The sequence below is a fragment of the Alteromonas sp. McT4-15 genome, assembly GCF_020515205.1.
Classification (GTDB): Bacteria; Pseudomonadota; Gammaproteobacteria; order Enterobacterales; family Alteromonadaceae; genus Alteromonas.
The window spans coordinates 83,409-100,124 of record NZ_JAJALG010000006.1; the positions used below are offsets into that span (position 1 = coordinate 83,409).

Consider the following 16,716-nt stretch of genomic DNA (forward strand, 5'->3'; position numbering starts at 1 on the left):
GCCCTTTAGACAAAATAACTCCACAATAAATTTAACGGTTTCTTGCTTCACTATACGTGACTTACAACACAAGTGGTTTGAATAATCGATAGCTTTGCCAATGTAAGTGATAAGCGCACGAAGACCATATAAATCGATGCCCCTCATTGCCAATGTACCGCTTTGGAAAATTATCTTAATTTAAAAGCCCTTAATGCGGATAAAAACTTGCAATCAGACCCCATATCCGTATAATTCGGCGGCCTTCTAATTGGCGTCTATTTTTAGTCGTTAAACGAAGGCTTAAGTTAACGGTAACGCTACAACGAGTTTGAGGCATTTATGGTTACTATTCGTTTACAGCGTGGTGGCGCGAAAAAGCGTCCATTTTATCAACTAGTGGTGGCTGATAGCCGTCGTGCAAGAAACGGTCGTTTCATTGAAAACATCGGTTTCTTCAACCCAACTGCACAGGGTCAAGCGGAACGTCTTCGCGTAGACCTAGAGCGTGTTGAATACTGGGTTGGCGTAGGCGCGAGCTTATCAGATCGCGTTTCTAGCTTGGTAAAAGAAGCGAAAAAATCTGCAGCGTAAGCTGTTATTAACTGGTGGTATAGATGAGTCTAGCGTCTGACAAAGTGATTGTTGGCAAAATTGGCGCACCGTACGGTGTTAAAGGTTGGGTCAAAATCAACAGCTATACGGAAACACCAGAAGGTATTTTTGAGTACGCGCCATGGTTTCTTGGCGATGAAAAAGAATATCAAATTGATCAGTGGCGACCGCATGGTAAAAGCCTCGTTGCAAAAATTGTGGGCGTTGATAGTCGAGATGATGCAGAGCGCATCAAAAACTTGGATATCAACATAAATGCTTCACAGCTGCCTGATTTAGGTGACGAAGGGGTTTATTGGCGCGAGCTCACCGGCATGAAAGTGGTAACAACGCAAGGTTACGACTTAGGTGTGGTGAAAGAAGTATTCAATACAGGTGCAAACGACGTTATTCACGTTAAAGCGAATGTAGGCGATGCTTTTGGTCAAAAAGAAAGACTTATACCTTTTGTGTTCGACGATGTCGTACAAGAGGTAGATAAAGAAGCGAAGGTCATTAAAGTTGACTGGGACCCGGGGTTTTAAGTGACACCGGAAAAGTGGTTTGGAGTTGTTAGCCTGTTTCCAGACATGTTTGCCCCATTTACCCAACAGGGTGTGATAGGTCGAGCAGTTAAATCTGGAACATTATCGGTTGATACCTTTAACCCCCGTGACTTTACACATGACCGCCATCGTACAGTAGACGATCGCCCCTATGGTGGCGGCCCCGGTATGCTGATGATGGTAAAACCGCTAACTGACGCAATACAAGCCGCCAAGAAAGTGGGTGGCGAAAACAGTAAGGTGATCTACTTATCACCCCAAGGGAAACCCCTTGACCAAGCAGGCGTTCAGCGCCTTGCTAATATCGACCGCACAATTTTAATTTGTGGTCGATACGAAGGCATCGACGAGCGGGTAATCGAAAGCCATGTTGACGAAGAAGTCTCTATTGGTGATTACGTGTTAAGCGGCGGTGAACTACCAGCAATGGTCCTTATGGACGCAGTTGCACGGTTGGTTCCCGGTGTGTTGGGGCACAAAGCCTCAGCGGTTGAAGATTCTTTCACTGACGGTCTTTTGGATTGTCCGCATTATACGCGGCCCGAAATACTTGATGGTCAAAAGGTTCCTGAGGTGTTGTTAAGTGGGGACCATGAAAAAATTAGGCAGTGGCGATTGATGCAGTCATTAGGTAGAACCTGGCAGCGTCGCCCTGAATTGTTAAATCACCTAGCTCTGACTGAGGAGCAGCAGCGTTTGCTTGAATTATTCCAAGCGCAACTGCAGCAAGATGACAGTTAACTAGGACGAGAGGATATGATGAGCAAAGTCAGTCAAGATATCATCAAAAAAATCGAAGAAGCACAGCTAAAGACTGATGTTCCTGCGTTTGGTCCAGGTGACACAGTAGTTGTTAAAGTTCGCGTTACCGAAGGTGACAAAGAGCGTCTTCAGGCTTATGAAGGTGTTGTTATCGCTAAACGTAACCGTGGTCTGCACTCGTCTTTTACCGTGCGTAAAATTTCTAGCGGCGAAGGCGTTGAGCGTGTGTTCCAAACACACAGCCCGGCAGTTTCTTCAATTGAAGTTAAACGTCGCGGTGCGGTTCGTCGTGCTAAGCTTTACTATCTACGTGAGCGTTCAGGTAAATCTGCACGTATCAAAGAGAAGCTTAACTAAGATTACTAATCCTTGCGTTATTGTTAACTTCGAAAAAGCCCGCGTTAAGCGGGCTTTTTTGTGCCTGATATTCGATCTTTTTCCCGCCGCAAACCTTAAAAATAGTTAATGCCACTTGTCAGCGCTAATTAACGCATTGTGTCTTTCGGGCGTCATAGTGGAACGACTGAACAGTTATACGTGTTTCGATTGAACACGATGGGTTATTAATTAGATATGAGCTCGGACTACTTTTTATTTCTCAATATTGTTGGTGTAGCGTTCTTCGCTGTATCAGGTGCGTTAATGGGACATCAAAAACAAATTAATGGCTTTGGCATTGTTGTAGTAGGGGCGATTACTGCAATTGGTGGAGGGACTATCCGAGACCTTATGTTAGGCAAACCGATTTTTTGGGTTGAGGTCTCAGACTATCTTTTTGCAACTTACACCGCGATTCTAGTCACTATTTTATTTGTGCGTTATATGCCTTCCCCCGCAAACTTCTTTTTCATTGTAATGGATGCAATTGGCCTGGCTATTTTCAATATTGTAGGAATTGAAAAGGCGCTTATTGAAGGTACAGGCATGCTTGTAGCACTCACAATGGGAGTAGTTACAGGTATTTTTGGTGGACTCATGCGTGATGTTATATGTCGAGAGGTCCCGCTGGTTATGAAAAGTGATTTGTATGCAAGTACTTGCTTGGCTGGTGGGTTAACGTATGCCGCGCTGTTTGCGATGGATATTGCTTACTTTTGGTGTATCTTAGGCGCACTTATCGTAACCGTCTTTTTACGATTAGGTTCAGTTTATTGGAACTGGAATATAGACCTCTTTCATAAACGCACACACAAAAAACGCGCTTTTCGTTTACCTTAAATCACGGTCAAATTACAGCTCTAGACAAGAGGTCATACTAGCTAAATTTTTGTTATATGGTTTAATCTAATATAACCCGCTTCCTTAAGGCGATGAAAAGATTGGCTAAATTGTCCTTTGTTGGTAATTGCACTACTCACGCAGACACTGTTATATCCTCACGCTTAACATTGGTGTTAAGAACGGCATTAGTCATACTGCTCTTCTTCGCAAGCGCTTCGCTTTTTGCCAATGAAAGAGAACGGAGCCCGAATGTTGTAACCGTCTATTCATATCACCTCAAACCCCCTTTTATCATCGATGAAGCCGTCAATTCTGGACTCTATTACGATATGTTATCTTTGCTAAGCGATGAAGCGGTTGAATACCAATTGGCCTATATGCCAAGAAAAAGAATTAATAAATTGCTAGAGAATAATGATCTTCAAGGCGTCGTAATTGGCGTAAGCCCACATTGGTTTTCCGATGGTGACAAAACGAAATACTTATGGTCAATTCCCTTTATTGAAGATAAAGACGAAATTGTTTCTAATGCCGATACGCCATTCGAATTCCAAGTTGATGAATTGTCTGACAAGGCAATGGCCGGTGTTCGAGGGCTTTTTTACGTCGGGCTTAACAACGCTATTGAAGATGGTCAGTTAAAGCGGTTTGACACCGAGTCAGAAGAACAGATCATTGATATGATTGAACACCAGAGGGTGAACTTTGGTGTTGTTAGCAAAAGCACGCTGGCCTATCTGTACGATAAAAATGACTACATAGAAAGTATTCACATTTCCAAAGTACCTCATGAGGAATATTTTAGGCACATGTTAGTGCCTCGTCATTTAGGTAGCACAGAATCCCACCTTAATCAGCGATTGCAGAGTGAGCTTAATACACCAGAATGGCGCACTATGCTACGTCGATATGGCGTTGATTTTATCGAAATAGATGGGGGGAACCCTGAAATACAGTGAGAAGAATATCTACTTCTCACTGCAAGTGACAATGTGCTAAATTGTTGTCGACGTTTATTGGATTACGAGCGAGAGTGCTTCAATAAGCGGCTTATTTTCTCTCTCGATTGTCTCGATGATGTGTTTGTGTAACCGCTTTTTATGCTCCCCGAATATGCCGCGTTTCTTGTCAAAGGTTTTAGCATAATTCAACGCACCTTCCATCAGCATAGCGTGTGTATCGTAGGCTTTCTCAACCACATGATCTTGTTCAAGCTCTCTTCCAGATACACGTCTTCCTGATAGTTTCATCTCGTTGAACCGGTGGTAGGGCAATGCTTTTTTCACGAATTCAATCATTCCAGGCAAAAACGGTATAGACAAATCGACTTCAGGAAAACAGAAAAAGCCTTTGTCTGAGCGCATAAACCTAAAATCACATGCACACGCTAAAATAGCGCCGTTACCAAAAGCATGGCCGTTTATTGCAGCTATAACAGGCAAGGGGAATAATAGCAGTGTCTTAAAAACCTCATCCATGTTGTACATGAACTGCTTAATATCACTAAATTGTTGAGCCTTCATTGCTGGCATCAACCACTCTGTGTCGATCCCCAAACTAAAACATTTTTCGTCATTTGAGGTTAATACCAACGCTTTGCAGTCCGGGTTTTCTAAAACGCTACTAAGCGCGGCAAGCATTGCTTCAGCAAAGTTTGGGTTGTGACGGTTTTCACCATTTTCCATGGTAAGTAGGGCGACATCACCGTGATAGGTTATTTTGACTAAATCCATAATAATGCTCTTATTTTCTTATTTGCCCTTATTTTCCTACATATTAGCGATTTATAGAAATTAACTGTGGTTATTATCATTAATCGCGTTTTTCATACGCAGTAAGTTAGCGTACATTCGCATTACTATTTCACTACTGATTAAAAAGTGACCTGGTGATCGTTTGGTTGACAAATAATCACGTTGATTCCCTAAGATTCTAGACTAGATTAAAGTATTATTCGGTAATGCTTGCGTTGTCATTCGTGAGTTGTTAAAAAGTCAATGACGTTAAAGAAATATAGAAAAGCTGGTTGTACAATAAAGTTTACATGCAGGTTGCATACTCTTTTAACGTTTTATTTTTTAGGTTTCAAAGTTAAGAGAGCTCCCATGATTAAGGACACAGTCAACAATGTTCACGTAAGTGCAGAAGACGTACTTATTACCCCAGATGCGTTAAGCGCCGAACTACCGGTATCAGATAAAGCCCTAGAAGCAATTTCTGCCTCACGCAAAATCGTGTCAGACATTATTCACCGTCGAGATCACAGAATGCTTGTAGTGTGTGGGCCTTGTTCTATCCACGATGTTGAAGCAGCGAAAGAGTATGCGCTAAAACTGAAAGAGCTACATGAGTCATGCAAAGATACCTTATTTATTGTAATGCGAGTGTATTTTGAAAAGCCGCGCACGACAACGGGCTGGAAAGGGCTGATTAACGATCCGCATATTGACGGTAGTTTTGATATCGAAACAGGTCTACGCAAAGCGCGTGAACTACTTATTTGGTTAGCTGAGTTAGAGCTTCCTGTAGCCACTGAAGCGCTGGACCCCATAAGTCCTCAGTACCTTGCTGAACTATTTAGTTGGGCAGCTATTGGTGCTCGTACCTCTGAGTCACAAACGCACCGTGAAATGGCCAGTGGACTTTCAATGCCCGTTGGTTTCAAAAACGGGACTGACGGTAGTTTAGATATAGCCATAAATGCACTTAAATCTGCTGCATCAGGGCATCGTTTTATGGGCATTAACAAACAGGGACAAGTGAGCATCATAGGTACAAGCGGTAACCCTGATGGACACATCATTTTACGTGGTGGAAAGCAGCCAAATTATGATTCTGTGTGTGTCTCTGAATGTGAGTTGGAATTAGAAGGCGCAGGCCTTACTGCTGGACTAGTCGTTGACTGCAGTCACGCAAATTCGGCAAAAGATTATCGCCGCCAGCCATTGGTTGCTCAGAATGTAGTAAATCAAATACTCGAAGGTAATCAATCTATTATTGGCATCATGCTAGAGAGTCACTTAAACCCTGGTAATCAGAAGGCCGATGGGAAAAAGCCTGAAGAACTTGAATACGGGGTTTCCATAACAGACGGTTGTATTGACTGGGAAAGCACAGAAAACTTGATTGCTCAAACCAGAGATAAATTAATAACTGTGTTACCCTTACGTCAAAATAAGCGCACGGTGGCTTAAGCCGACGTATCCGTGCCATTTGATTCAAGGAATAAGCAATATGGCCGATTTTTCGCAGCAACTTTCTGCGCTGCGTGAAGGTATTGACGAGCTGGATACACAGCTCGTCGAGCTACTTGCAAAACGCAATAAAATTACCACCCAAGTAGGGCAGATTAAGGCACAGGCAGGTATGCCTGTTTATGTTCCTGAACGTGAAAAAGCCCTTATTGCTTCTCGGCGAGCGCAGGCCGAAGCGCTTGGTGTGTCTCCTGACCTAACCGAAGATCTACTGCGCCGTGTAATGCGCGAATCCTACCACACCCAAAACAACAACTACCGCTGTGTAAAGCCAGATCTCGATAATGTGGTTGTCATTGGTGGCGCAGGCGCGTTAGGGCGTGTGTTCGTTAGCTTGTTTGAGCGAAGTAATTATACGGTTTCGGTGGTTGAAAAAGATGACTGGGATAGCGGCCATGCTCACTCGGTATTAAGCTCAGCATCTTTGGTTGTAGTTGCAGTTCCTATCAATTTAACCGAATCGGTAATTGGCAAGCTTACCATGCTACCCACAACGTGTGTGCTTGCAGACATCACGAGTATAAAGGCTAAACCGCTAGACGCGATGTTGGCCGTACACTCAGGTCCGGTTGTTGGTCTTCACCCAATGTTTGGGCCTGATGCCCCTGGAATGATAAAGCAGGTTGTCGTAGTCTGCGACGGTCGGGACAGTGACAAATATGCATGGCTTATTGAGCAAATGCGAATTTGGGGGGCAACTATTCACGACTCTAGTGCTAATGAGCATGATCAAGCTATGGCCTATATTCAGGTAATGCGACATTTCAACACCTTTGTGTACGGACAACACTTGAAAGGGGAAAACCCTAACCTTGAGTCGCTTACCATGTTTAGTTCACCCATTTATCGCCTTGAACTCGCTATGGTAGGGCGTCTTTTTGCGCAGTCTCCCCAACTGTATGCAGACATTATTTTCAATAACCCTGATAACTTTGCGCTACTACGTCGTTTTTACGAACGATTTGGGTTGGCGCTTACTTTACTGGAAAAGGGCGATAAAAAAGGGTTTGTAGAGCAGTTTATGCGAGTAGGGGCGTGGTTTGGCGACTATGCTAAAAAGTGTCTTGTCGACAGCAAGCAAATGCTTTTGAAAGCTGACGATGGTCAGCTTCTTCGCGATAAATAAACTAGCAAGACAGCGCGTTTAAAACGCGTGTCTTCAACTAGCTTGTAAATTGCTTTAATCCTTGCTGAGTAGCAAGTGCAAGAGTTTGTGCTTGCTGGGCTTCACGGTTTGTAACGACCATTTGGGCCTGAATATTGTCACTTAACTGTGTTATATGTTCTACGTTATCTGTGGCTTGCTCATGTTGTTGTTGCAGTTTGCTCACTGATGACAATATGACTTTGAACGCGTCAATATTTTGCTCAAAGTCTTTCATCATTTTGTCAAACAGCGTAATGGTTGCGTCAATGTTAACTTTCATCGAATCAGATGCGCTGATAAGCATTGTTGATTCTTCTTGGGTTTCTCCCACTAACGTTTCCATATCGTTTAGGAAGTGACTAATTTTCTGGGTGGCATCAGCTACTTTAGCTGAAAGCGTACGTACTTCATCCGCGACTACAGCAAACCCTCTTCCGGCGTCACCGGCCCTTGCTGCCTCTATCGCGGCGTTAAGTGCAAGCAAGTTTGTTTGGTCGGCAAACTCTTCCACCATTTTGAGAATATTCCGCACATTATCTGCGTTGTCTTGAAGCCCCGAGACCGTCGTTGAAAACTGTTGCAGCAAGGTCGTAATTTTTTCGATTTGTTGATGCGACAATAACAGGTTGTTATTTGCATCTTGGGCGCTAGTAAGGTTAATAGTGTTAGTCGTACTCACCTGATCAGCAGCGCTTACAATATCGTCGATGCTTTCACTGACTGTATGTGTCGATGTGTTAATGACATGACTGAGCGACTTTTGTGTGCAGGCTTGCTGACTCACTTCTTCAATAGCTGTGGCCATAACCGCGTTAGCTGTAGATGCTTTTTCGGCATCTTGATTAATGGTCTTGATCAATTGGCTGAGATTTTCAGCGAATAAATTGTAAGCTTGAGAGACATCTCTAAATTCATCCCTTGTAAAAGCAGGTAAACGCGTTGCTAAATTACCCTGAGTATGATTGATGTCGTTTAGCGTATTAAGTAGCGCGTTTACTGGTCGTACGATGAGGTAATGCAAATAAAAAATAGTAAAAGCAAAGCTAAAGGCCCCAAGCACGGATAATGTGATCATGGCAGAAAAAAGGGAGGAACGTTCATCAAAGGGGGCTGATGCAACTTGATAGAATAGATAGAAATTAGCAACTTGAAAAAGAAACAAAAACGTTATGTTACCCACTATTTTTCGTGTCAGTGTGTAGAAGAACGTTCGTTCTATAACATCGTATAACTGCCAAAATGCCTGCATAACAACTTACACCCTACTTATCGATAAAACACTTTCCGACTGTAGTTTACTACGATGGCAACTGGCAAAACTTTGCGCTAGGTCATAGTTTGTTGTGTAAATGTATTTCTGAACAGCCCAGGTATTGATTACTGGGCTGTTCAGCAGCGAAAACACTCAGACGCACTTAGTTATTGCGTAAGCGCACTTGCCGCAGCAACTTTTGTTGGACTAATTTCTTCGCTTGGGTAGCAGCCTAATACCTTGATATAGCGAGTAATACTACGCAATGCGTCGAGCGCTTTTTGTACTGGGCCATCTTCTACATTACCCTCAACATCAATATAGAACATTTCTTCCCATGGGTTGCCTGGAATCGGGCGAGACTCTAGCTTGGTCATATTGATACTGTTGTCTTTAAGTACCATTAGGGCTTCTACTAATGCGCCGGGCTTCTGAACCGTGGACATAACTAGCGTTGTCTTAGCTGGCACTTGTAGCGGCACTACTACTGGATTTCTTGCAACAACGATAAACCTACTATGGTTCTCTTTTTGGTTAGCAAGATTACTCTTTATTGCCATAAGGCCGTAAAGATTACCACCGGCTTCACTACCTATAGCGGCTACATCGTCTCGTTGAAGCTCGCTTACTGTAAGCATTGCTGAGGACGTGCTATCCATCGTTTTCACTTCCACATTACCTAGTTCAGCGAGGAAGTGACTGCACTGGGTAAACACCTGTGGGTGGGCGTAAAGCGTTTTAATTTTATCGATGCTAGTGTTTGTCCCAACTAGCAGTGTATGTCTGATAGGGTGGGTGAGTTCGCCAATTATACTTAACTGCGTATGCTGTAATTGGTCGTAAACCTCATTAATGCTGCCAGAGGTAGTGTTCTCAATGGGTAAAACTGCGTAATCAGCTTCGGTATTTTCTACCTTATGGATAATTTCGGCAAAGCTCTGGCAACCAATTTCAAGTAATTCTCCGGGGCGACGCGAAAAGTACTTTTGCGTTGCAAGGTACGAATATGAACCCTTATCACCAAGAAACGCTACGCGATTTAATGGCAATGTACTTCCAGGGTTAGCGCGTTCTGCCAGCATGGCCTGTTGATTTAATACAGAGTCTTCAATGATGACATGAAAAATTTGCGTCACGTAGTGTGGGTCAAGGCCAATGCTTTGCCCTTCTTTAATTAAGCGAACTAGCAATTGCTCTTCGCGTTTTTGGTCTCTAACAGGAATGTGGTGTTTTATTTTTGTTTCAGCCACTTCATTAGTGAGCTTTCGGCGCTCGGAAAGTAGCGTAAGTAATTCACTGTCGAGCGCGGTAATGCGTTCTCTTACAGTATCTAATGCGTTATCTGACATGTTATTCCCGTAGTGTTTTAAGCTAAAAAAAAACCTCCCGGTTGGGAGGTTTTTTAGCATGCAACTGCGCCTCCCTAGTGAAAGGATGTAAACGCAAAAAAGAAAATAGCTGCATACTGTGTATTTTGTTTCATGGCTATGAATGTATGTTGAACAGCTGATAGTGTCAACCCATTTTTACAAATCGAGAGAGTCTTTTTTTCGTCAATACTTGATAGTAGTGTAAGTTTAATATAGCCAAAAAAGGCAGCCTAAAAGCTGCCTTTTCAATAGCACGTCACGCCGTGCTAACTACCCCGCTATTCTTTTAGTTGCCTAGCAAGGCTGACAGCATCTGTCTAACCTCAGTAGGTTCAAACGGTTTATCACACAATGCGTTAACGCCTGTTTGTTGAATATTGGCCATGTGTGCACTTTCTGCCGACTCAGACGTTACCATAATGATAGGAATATGGGTGGTTTCAGGGTTAAATCTGATGAATTCTGAAAGCTCACGGCCATCCATTTCAGGCATGTTGTAGTCAGTCACTACTAAGTCAAAAGGCTCATCCTTAATAAAGGTTAACGCCATTGCGCCGTTTTCAGCTTCTTTAATCTTTTTAAGGCCCATTCCTTCAAGTACACGTCTGATGTGGTTACGCGCTAATTTGCTGTCATCCACTAGGAGCACCCTTACTTCTTGCACATCGAACAAGTCTAAATCGAGTTCATCGTGATTGATAAGGTCAAGGCTGGCATTCAGCGCTCTAGACAAATGTAAAGGTTCGAACGGCTTAGGCAGTATTGCTGCTACACCGGCCTGTTTAAACTCTTCAAGTTTACTCAGGCGATTTTCACTTGAAACCAACATGAAAGGAATAGTCTTAAATTCATCGTCTTCTTTAATGAACTTAAGTAATTCAATAGCAGTGCCATCTTCATAGTACATGGCGCTGACAATCAAATCAGCACCATGTGCTTTCACTGCAGAGCGCGCTTCAGCAAGGGTACTGACGGGGTCAATTTCCTTAACGTTCTCTTTAAGTAGTAGGGTAGTTATGATCTTCCTTTGGGTATCAGAAGGTTCAACTAAAATAATATGTAAATCAGAAATTGACAGCTTTTCCATTTCAGACTCTTTTTGTATTTGTTTATGAAAATGTCAGAGGTTATAAATATTAACCCCCAGCAAGCTTTACCTTGTAGCCTTTATCAGTAAGAAGCGAACGAAGTTTTTCTCTATCATCAGTCTGTACTTCAATCACGCCATCTTTTACAGCGCCACCGCATCCACACTTCTTTTTTAGCTCAGAGCCCAGTTTTTTTAACGCTTCTGGAGCTAAGCCTAGTCCTTTTATTAGCGAAACGCCTTTGCCTTTACGGCCTTTTGTTTCACGATGAATTCGCACAATACCATCTGATGACACAGAGCGCGCGGCTTCTTTGGCTTCGGGCTTAATTTTCCCGCCATCTGTACTATATACCAAAAGGGCTTCTTGCCAATCTTGCATGGATACCTCAAATTACTGCTTTGCCTTATCGACACTGCTTTTCAATATTAACACTAAGTAAAGAATAAACTTTTATCGATGGCGTTGTAAAAAAGTTCGGCTACTATAAACAATAGCAAAACAGAAAGCATGAGACGATGTATTGTGCTCATAATTTTACAGGAGACAAAATGGATATTACGGCGAATTACAAGAACCAAGGGAAAGAGTTAACGATAGATGTCGGCGCTAAGTTTGATTTCAGCAGAGTAGAGGATTTTCGCAATGCGTATGCGGGTCTTGATAAAAGTGTTGAACATATTTCAATAGATTTGTCGCGCACTGAGTATATGGATAGCTCTGCGTTGGGGATGCTGCTAAACATGCAAAAGGCGCTTGCTGAGCGCAAACTTACTTACAGTATCGATAATGCCCGCCCTCAAGTGGAGAAAATTCTTAAAATATCTCGGTTTGATAAAAAGTTTGAAATTCGGTAAGCCAGTTCAACAATAAGAAGGGCGCGCATGAAGATCTTGATTGTCGATGATGAAACCATCAACCGGGCACTTCTCGCCAACATGTTGCATAACGCCGGTTATACAGATTGCGTAGTAGCTGAAAGTGGTGAAGAAGCGTTGCGTTTGTTCGAGCAAGAGACACCAGACTTAGTCTTGTTGGATGTAGTCATGCCGGGGATGTCTGGTTTTGATGTAGCTCCACTTATTCGAAGCAAGGCTGACGGTAGTTACCTACCCATTTTGTTCATCACTGCACTTGAAGACAAAGAAAGTTTGGTGCGTTGTCTCGAAGTGGGCGGTAACGATTTTGCGACCAAGCCGTTTGATAGGCATATTCTGGTCGCTAAAATTCGTGCTCATTTAAAGATCCGAGCATTGAGCCTACATATTGAACAACAAAATCAAACCCTGAGAATGTACCAACAGCGAGTTGCGCGAGAACACGCTATCGTGGAGCACATTTTTAGTCATGCGATTATCAATAACCCTGAAGTAATTTCCCATTTTGATTGTCATTTACAGCCAGCGGAAACATTCAATGGCGACTTGTTTTTGTGTGAAGCAAGTCCAAGCGGGGGGATTTATTTTCTCGTTGCTGATTTTACGGGACATGGACTCGCCTCAGCCATTGGCGCTTTGCCCGTTACTCGCGCATTTCATGAATACAGTCAAAAAGGTGTGTCGATAGCAGAAACAGTCTCTGAACTTAATAAAATCCTCTTGCAAATATTGCCTGGTGATATGTTTATGGCCGCGGTTGTCGGCGAGATAAACGCTGCGGGTGACAAAGTAAGCTTATGGCAAGGTGGAATGCCCGCTGCCATCGTTCCTTCAAACTCTAATTTTGCGTTTCGTACATTTCCTTCTCGTCATATGGCGTTAGGGATTTTAGAAGAGCATGAACTCAATACTGATTATGACATTGTTCAACTTGGCGTAGGCGAACAGCTTATTATTTACAGTGACGGATTAATTGAGAGTCCTAACGAAAACGATGAGATGTTGATGGAAGAAGGTCTCATTGAACTAATAAGAGACGAAACCAAGACTAACGGAAAGGTGTTAGCAAAATCATTGTACAAGCGCGTACAACAGCATGCAGCAGCGCCTGTTTTTGACGATGACGTCACGCTTGTAGTTTTCACCTCAAAACCTATTAATATCTCATCTAATGCCGGCGATGTTGGTTTGCCCTCGGTACACGAAGTAGTACTTGAGCCAGAACATCTAAAACAGCCTGATATCTTGCAGCGCGTATTACAGCTAGCAAGTAGTGGTGAAGGTGTACAGCGGGTGCGCTCAATATTGTATACGGTGTTATCAGAGCTGTTTAATAATGCACTTGAGCACGGGATCTTGTGTCTTGACTCGAAACTAAAGTCGGGTGTCGATGGCTTTCAAACCTACTATGAAAACCGAGAAGTAGCGCTAGAGGCGCTCGAAGAAGGAACAATAACAATACGAATCGAATCTCAACCCGCGACTAATCATATTATTATCTCAGTTGAAGACAGTGGAGAGGGCTTTAAGTGGGAAGGCGCGCAACAATTCAACCACGACGAATTTCATGGTCGTGGGTTAGCACTACTTCATACCTTATGTGAAAAACTATGGTTTGAGAACAATGGTAGTAAAGTTAACTGCATATTAGACACTACAAATTCAAATCTACTTTAACCTGCAATTTGCGCGATTAAACGATTAATCCGATATCTAAGTAATTATTAATGCTAAATACAGAAATTTAAATTGTGGGGTTTTATGCTTAAAGCTTTTTTACAACTTTTTGAGGATACGCAAGCGAAGAAAGCGTCATCAGTCACTGTTGAGTTAGCCACAGCAGCGTTACTTTCTGAGATAGTTAATGCTGACAACAAAGTGACACAAAGTGAACAAGAAGAATATAAGAAACAAATGCGCCGTCATGTGAATATTGACGAGCAAGCAATGGCGCTTTTACTTGAAAAAGGGGAAGAAACGGCTGAAGAAGCCATCGACCTTGTTAAGTTTACCAAAATACTGAATGCACACTGTGATGCTGAAGAGAAAAGAGATGTCATACGAAGCCTATGGGCAATTGCCTATGCAGATGATTCACTGGCTCCGCTAGAAGAGAGTACGATCCGTCAGGTGGCCGACTTACTTTACGTTCCGCATAGCCAATTTATTAAAACAAAACTTGAAGTCTCTGAGGGGCGCGACTGATACCTTTTAAAAAAGGATTTTATTTTTAACTCCTCTCCCTTACTATGGGTGTCGCTAAGATTGGCTGCAAGTTGGTAAACTGTAGTATTGCGGTAAGGAAGAGGAAGTGTTTAAGACGTTGAAAGTGCCTATTGGCTTGGCAATAATGTTATTTATGTCGGTATTGGTCATATGTATCGTTGTTGTTACCAGAGCAGAACAAAATGCATCTGTGAAAGCCGTTATGCAGGAAAACACCATCGCCTTAAGCAACAAGTTGGCGCAGCAACTCGCCGTGGTAATGGAGCGCAGCCCAGGTGACAAAGCATTGTATTCTCAACTATTCAATCCGCTAAGAGAATACCAGTATATTATTTCAGCGACCCTTTACGATAACAATTACAATGTTATTGCCCGCGTTAGTCCCAACGCGGTTTTGGCATTCGAAGATAGTTCAATTCCTACCACACCAGAAGATGTGCCTTTTGGTGTTACCAGTCATGACAGTATTGTGGTATCACACCAGTTAATCGGAAGTAGTCTATACCCCCTTGGACATATCGTTATATATGCAGACTCTACTAAGCTGTTAGCAAGTAGTGGGTATGGTAGCTTTCTGGGGCAGTTGCCGGTCATTCTTGGGCTTTGGCTTCTTTGTGTATGTATGTGTACCTACATCCTTTACCATCTAATTGCGCCACTTACTTCGCTTAAGCGGTTCACGCAGGAAGTATTTGAATCCAAAGATTATGCGTTGCGATGCTCTCACGACTCCAATGATGAAATAGGCCGACTTGCAAAAAATATCAATAGCCTTCTCGACACGATTGAAGTGGAGCTATTGATTAATTTTGAGCAAAAACAAACGTTGGTTGACCAGCAAGAGACCATGTCTCAGTTAGCAAACTTCGATAGTTTGACGGGGCTACCAAACCGTCAATTTGTACTTGATAACTTGCGTCTTGAATTAGCACGGGCTAAGCGCAACGATGAAGATCTTATGCTGCTGTTTTTCGACTTAGACGGCTTTAAAGGTATAAACGATTCATTGGGTCATGAAACCGGTGATCTTATTTTGATTGAGGTTGCAGATCGCGTGCAGCGTCTATTGCGCGATGGCGATTTATTTGCCCGACTTGGTGGTGATGAGTTCTTGGTATTGCCAGATAGAGACGTGTCACCTGAAGCAGCTCAAAGCTTAGCGTCGCGACTGATCACCTCCTTCGATGAACCCTTCGAGCTACGGGGCCTTTCGTTAACCGTGGGGTTAAGTGTTGGAATAGCGACCGCATCTGATGCGAGCTACGATCTAAGCGAATTGATGAGCAATGCTGATCTTGCTATGTATCGCTCTAAAGCGCGAGGGCGTGGAAGCTATACACTATTCACCCCAGATATGGTCGAATCACACAAGCGTAAACTGCACTTAGCTAACGGTATTGAACAAGGTTTAGCTAATGATGAATTCGTCGTTTACTACCAAGTTAAGGTAAACAACCAAGGGCGAGTAATTGGTGCTGAAGCTCTAATTCGCTGGGTTCACCCTGAGTTTGGTCTTGTAATGCCCAATGAGTTTATTCCTATTGCAGAACAAGGTGGGAAAATCACTGCAATTACGCAATGGGTTATCAAGCGCGTTTGTATCGATATGCCAGACATCAGGCAATGGGCGTCTAATCCGTTCAGAGTATCTGTCAATTTATCTGGACATGATTTGCGCAATGCCCAGTTGTTTGACTACATCTACAATACATTTAACCTTTACGACATTAACCCCGAGAATTTTGAGTTTGAAGTAACAGAAAGTGCCTATTTGGAAAATTTTGCGCTTTCCAATAAGTTCTTCAGGCGCATTGGTAATATGGGCTGTGCCATTGCACTGGATGATTTTGGCACGGGTTATTCATCATTAAGTTATCTCACACAAATCAATATCGACACACTGAAAGTTGATAGGCAGTTTGTTACTGAAATTCAGACCTCAGAGCGCAGTCGCTTAGTAACAGGAGCTATCATCGATTTAGCTAAACGACTGTCACTTGCTGTATGCGCAGAAGGTATCGAGAACCAAGAGCAATGGGATTATCTTAAGCTACACGGATGCGACAGCGTACAAGGCTTTATGTTTAGTAAACCTGTTCCTCTTGCTGATCTTATTGCTTCGCCCTCCCATTATACAGCTGCAAAAGCAAGTTAACTGCACGCGACAGTTAACATCGTTTCTTTCTTAGCGTAATGTAACCGCTGTTGCAAAAAAGTGTTTCTTTTTTGCAACATGCTTCTGTTGGTTGAAAGTAACTCTGCATAGTTAAATTTCAAATGTTATTGAAAATAATGGGTTTTTCACATGTGGTCCAAATTTGGCATAGTCAGAATTAAAGGCATAGCCATCGGATATAGTCTGAAATGCAATGGAAAGGG

General features: G+C 42.9%; 17 protein-coding genes. 12 read left to right on the forward strand and 5 right to left on the reverse strand.

Features of this window, described 5'->3' with window-relative positions:
- Positions 1–321 precede the first annotated feature (321 nt).
- From rpsP to LHL20_RS06830, 6 genes are all read left to right on the forward strand, one after another.
- Entirely contained in the window at positions 322–573 is a 252-nt protein-coding gene (rpsP, locus tag LHL20_RS06805; RefSeq protein ID WP_014948832.1) for a 30S ribosomal protein S16, read from the forward strand.
- Positions 574–596: 23 nt separating this feature from the next.
- Positions 597–1,118 (forward strand): ribosome maturation factor RimM, encoded by a 522-nt coding sequence (gene rimM, locus LHL20_RS06810; RefSeq protein ID WP_226432756.1) that lies wholly within the window; start codon positions 597–599, stop codon positions 1,116–1,118.
- Entirely contained in the window at positions 1,119–1,880 is a 762-nt protein-coding gene (gene trmD, locus LHL20_RS06815) for a tRNA (guanosine(37)-N1)-methyltransferase TrmD (RefSeq protein WP_159623113.1), read from the forward strand. It begins immediately after the preceding gene.
- 18 nt (positions 1,881–1,898) lie between these two features.
- On the forward strand, positions 1,899–2,258 hold the full coding sequence (gene rplS, locus LHL20_RS06820) for a 50S ribosomal protein L19 (RefSeq protein ID WP_024015986.1): 360 nt from the start codon (positions 1,899–1,901) through the stop codon (positions 2,256–2,258).
- Between the two features lie 216 nt (positions 2,259–2,474).
- On the forward strand, positions 2,475–3,119 hold the full coding sequence (locus LHL20_RS06825) for a trimeric intracellular cation channel family protein (protein WP_226432757.1): 645 nt from the start codon (positions 2,475–2,477) through the stop codon (positions 3,117–3,119).
- 101 nt (positions 3,120–3,220) lie between these two features.
- Positions 3,221–4,081 (forward strand): hypothetical protein, encoded by an 861-nt coding sequence (locus LHL20_RS06830; protein ID WP_226432758.1) that lies wholly within the window; start codon positions 3,221–3,223, stop codon positions 4,079–4,081.
- Between the two features lie 54 nt (positions 4,082–4,135).
- On the opposite strand, the gene LHL20_RS06835 is transcribed toward LHL20_RS06830, so the two are convergent.
- A complete protein-coding gene (locus tag LHL20_RS06835; protein ID WP_226432759.1) occupies positions 4,136–4,855 on the reverse strand; it encodes an enoyl-CoA hydratase/isomerase family protein in 720 nt (239 codons plus the stop codon).
- Between the two features lie 372 nt (positions 4,856–5,227).
- Between LHL20_RS06835 and LHL20_RS06840 the strand changes: the two genes are divergently transcribed.
- Positions 5,228–6,316, forward strand: coding sequence for a 3-deoxy-7-phosphoheptulonate synthase (locus LHL20_RS06840; protein WP_226432760.1), 1,089 nt, complete (start codon positions 5,228–5,230; stop codon positions 6,314–6,316).
- 40 nt (positions 6,317–6,356) lie between these two features.
- Positions 6,357–7,502 (forward strand): bifunctional chorismate mutase/prephenate dehydrogenase, encoded by a 1,146-nt coding sequence (tyrA, locus tag LHL20_RS06845; protein WP_226432761.1) that lies wholly within the window; start codon positions 6,357–6,359, stop codon positions 7,500–7,502.
- Between the two features lie 37 nt (positions 7,503–7,539).
- Here tyrA and LHL20_RS06850 read toward each other — a convergent pair whose 3' ends face one another.
- The 4 genes from LHL20_RS06850 to yciH all read right to left on the reverse strand — a co-directional run bounded on the left by LHL20_RS06850 (position 7,540) and on the right by yciH (position 11,614).
- Positions 7,540–8,772, reverse strand: coding sequence for a methyl-accepting chemotaxis protein (locus tag LHL20_RS06850; RefSeq protein WP_226432762.1), 1,233 nt, complete (start codon positions 8,770–8,772; stop codon positions 7,540–7,542).
- Positions 8,773–8,942: 170 nt separating this feature from the next.
- Complete coding sequence (gene pheA, locus LHL20_RS06855; protein ID WP_413228882.1) at positions 8,943–10,184, reverse strand: prephenate dehydratase; 1,242 nt, start codon at positions 10,182–10,184, stop codon at positions 8,943–8,945.
- 247 nt (positions 10,185–10,431) lie between these two features.
- A complete protein-coding gene (locus tag LHL20_RS06860; RefSeq protein ID WP_226432763.1) occupies positions 10,432–11,232 on the reverse strand; it encodes a response regulator in 801 nt (266 codons plus the stop codon).
- Positions 11,233–11,281: 49 nt separating this feature from the next.
- Positions 11,282–11,614, reverse strand: a complete 333-nt coding sequence (gene yciH, locus LHL20_RS06865; protein WP_226432764.1) for a stress response translation initiation inhibitor YciH — start codon at positions 11,612–11,614, stop codon at positions 11,282–11,284.
- A gap of 170 nt (positions 11,615–11,784) precedes the next feature.
- On the opposite strand from yciH, the gene LHL20_RS06870 reads away from it, so the two are divergent.
- The 4 genes from LHL20_RS06870 (at position 11,785) to LHL20_RS06885 (ending at position 16,492) form a co-directional block, all read left to right on the forward strand.
- The gene (locus tag LHL20_RS06870; protein ID WP_159623093.1) at positions 11,785–12,090 is read left to right on the forward strand and encodes an STAS domain-containing protein; all 306 of its coding nucleotides are present in this window, start codon (positions 11,785–11,787) and stop codon (positions 12,088–12,090) included.
- Between the two features lie 27 nt (positions 12,091–12,117).
- The gene (locus LHL20_RS06875) at positions 12,118–13,788 is read left to right on the forward strand and encodes an ATP-binding SpoIIE family protein phosphatase (RefSeq protein WP_226432765.1); all 1,671 of its coding nucleotides are present in this window, start codon (positions 12,118–12,120) and stop codon (positions 13,786–13,788) included.
- 84 nt (positions 13,789–13,872) lie between these two features.
- Positions 13,873–14,316 carry a tellurite resistance TerB family protein gene (locus LHL20_RS06880; RefSeq protein WP_226432766.1) on the forward strand — a complete coding sequence of 148 codons (444 nt, stop codon included), beginning with the start codon at positions 13,873–13,875 and terminating at the stop codon, positions 14,314–14,316.
- Positions 14,317–14,422: 106 nt separating this feature from the next.
- Positions 14,423–16,492 carry a bifunctional diguanylate cyclase/phosphodiesterase gene (locus LHL20_RS06885; protein WP_226432767.1) on the forward strand — a complete coding sequence of 690 codons (2,070 nt, stop codon included), beginning with the start codon at positions 14,423–14,425 and terminating at the stop codon, positions 16,490–16,492.
- Positions 16,493–16,716: the final 224 nt, after the last annotated feature.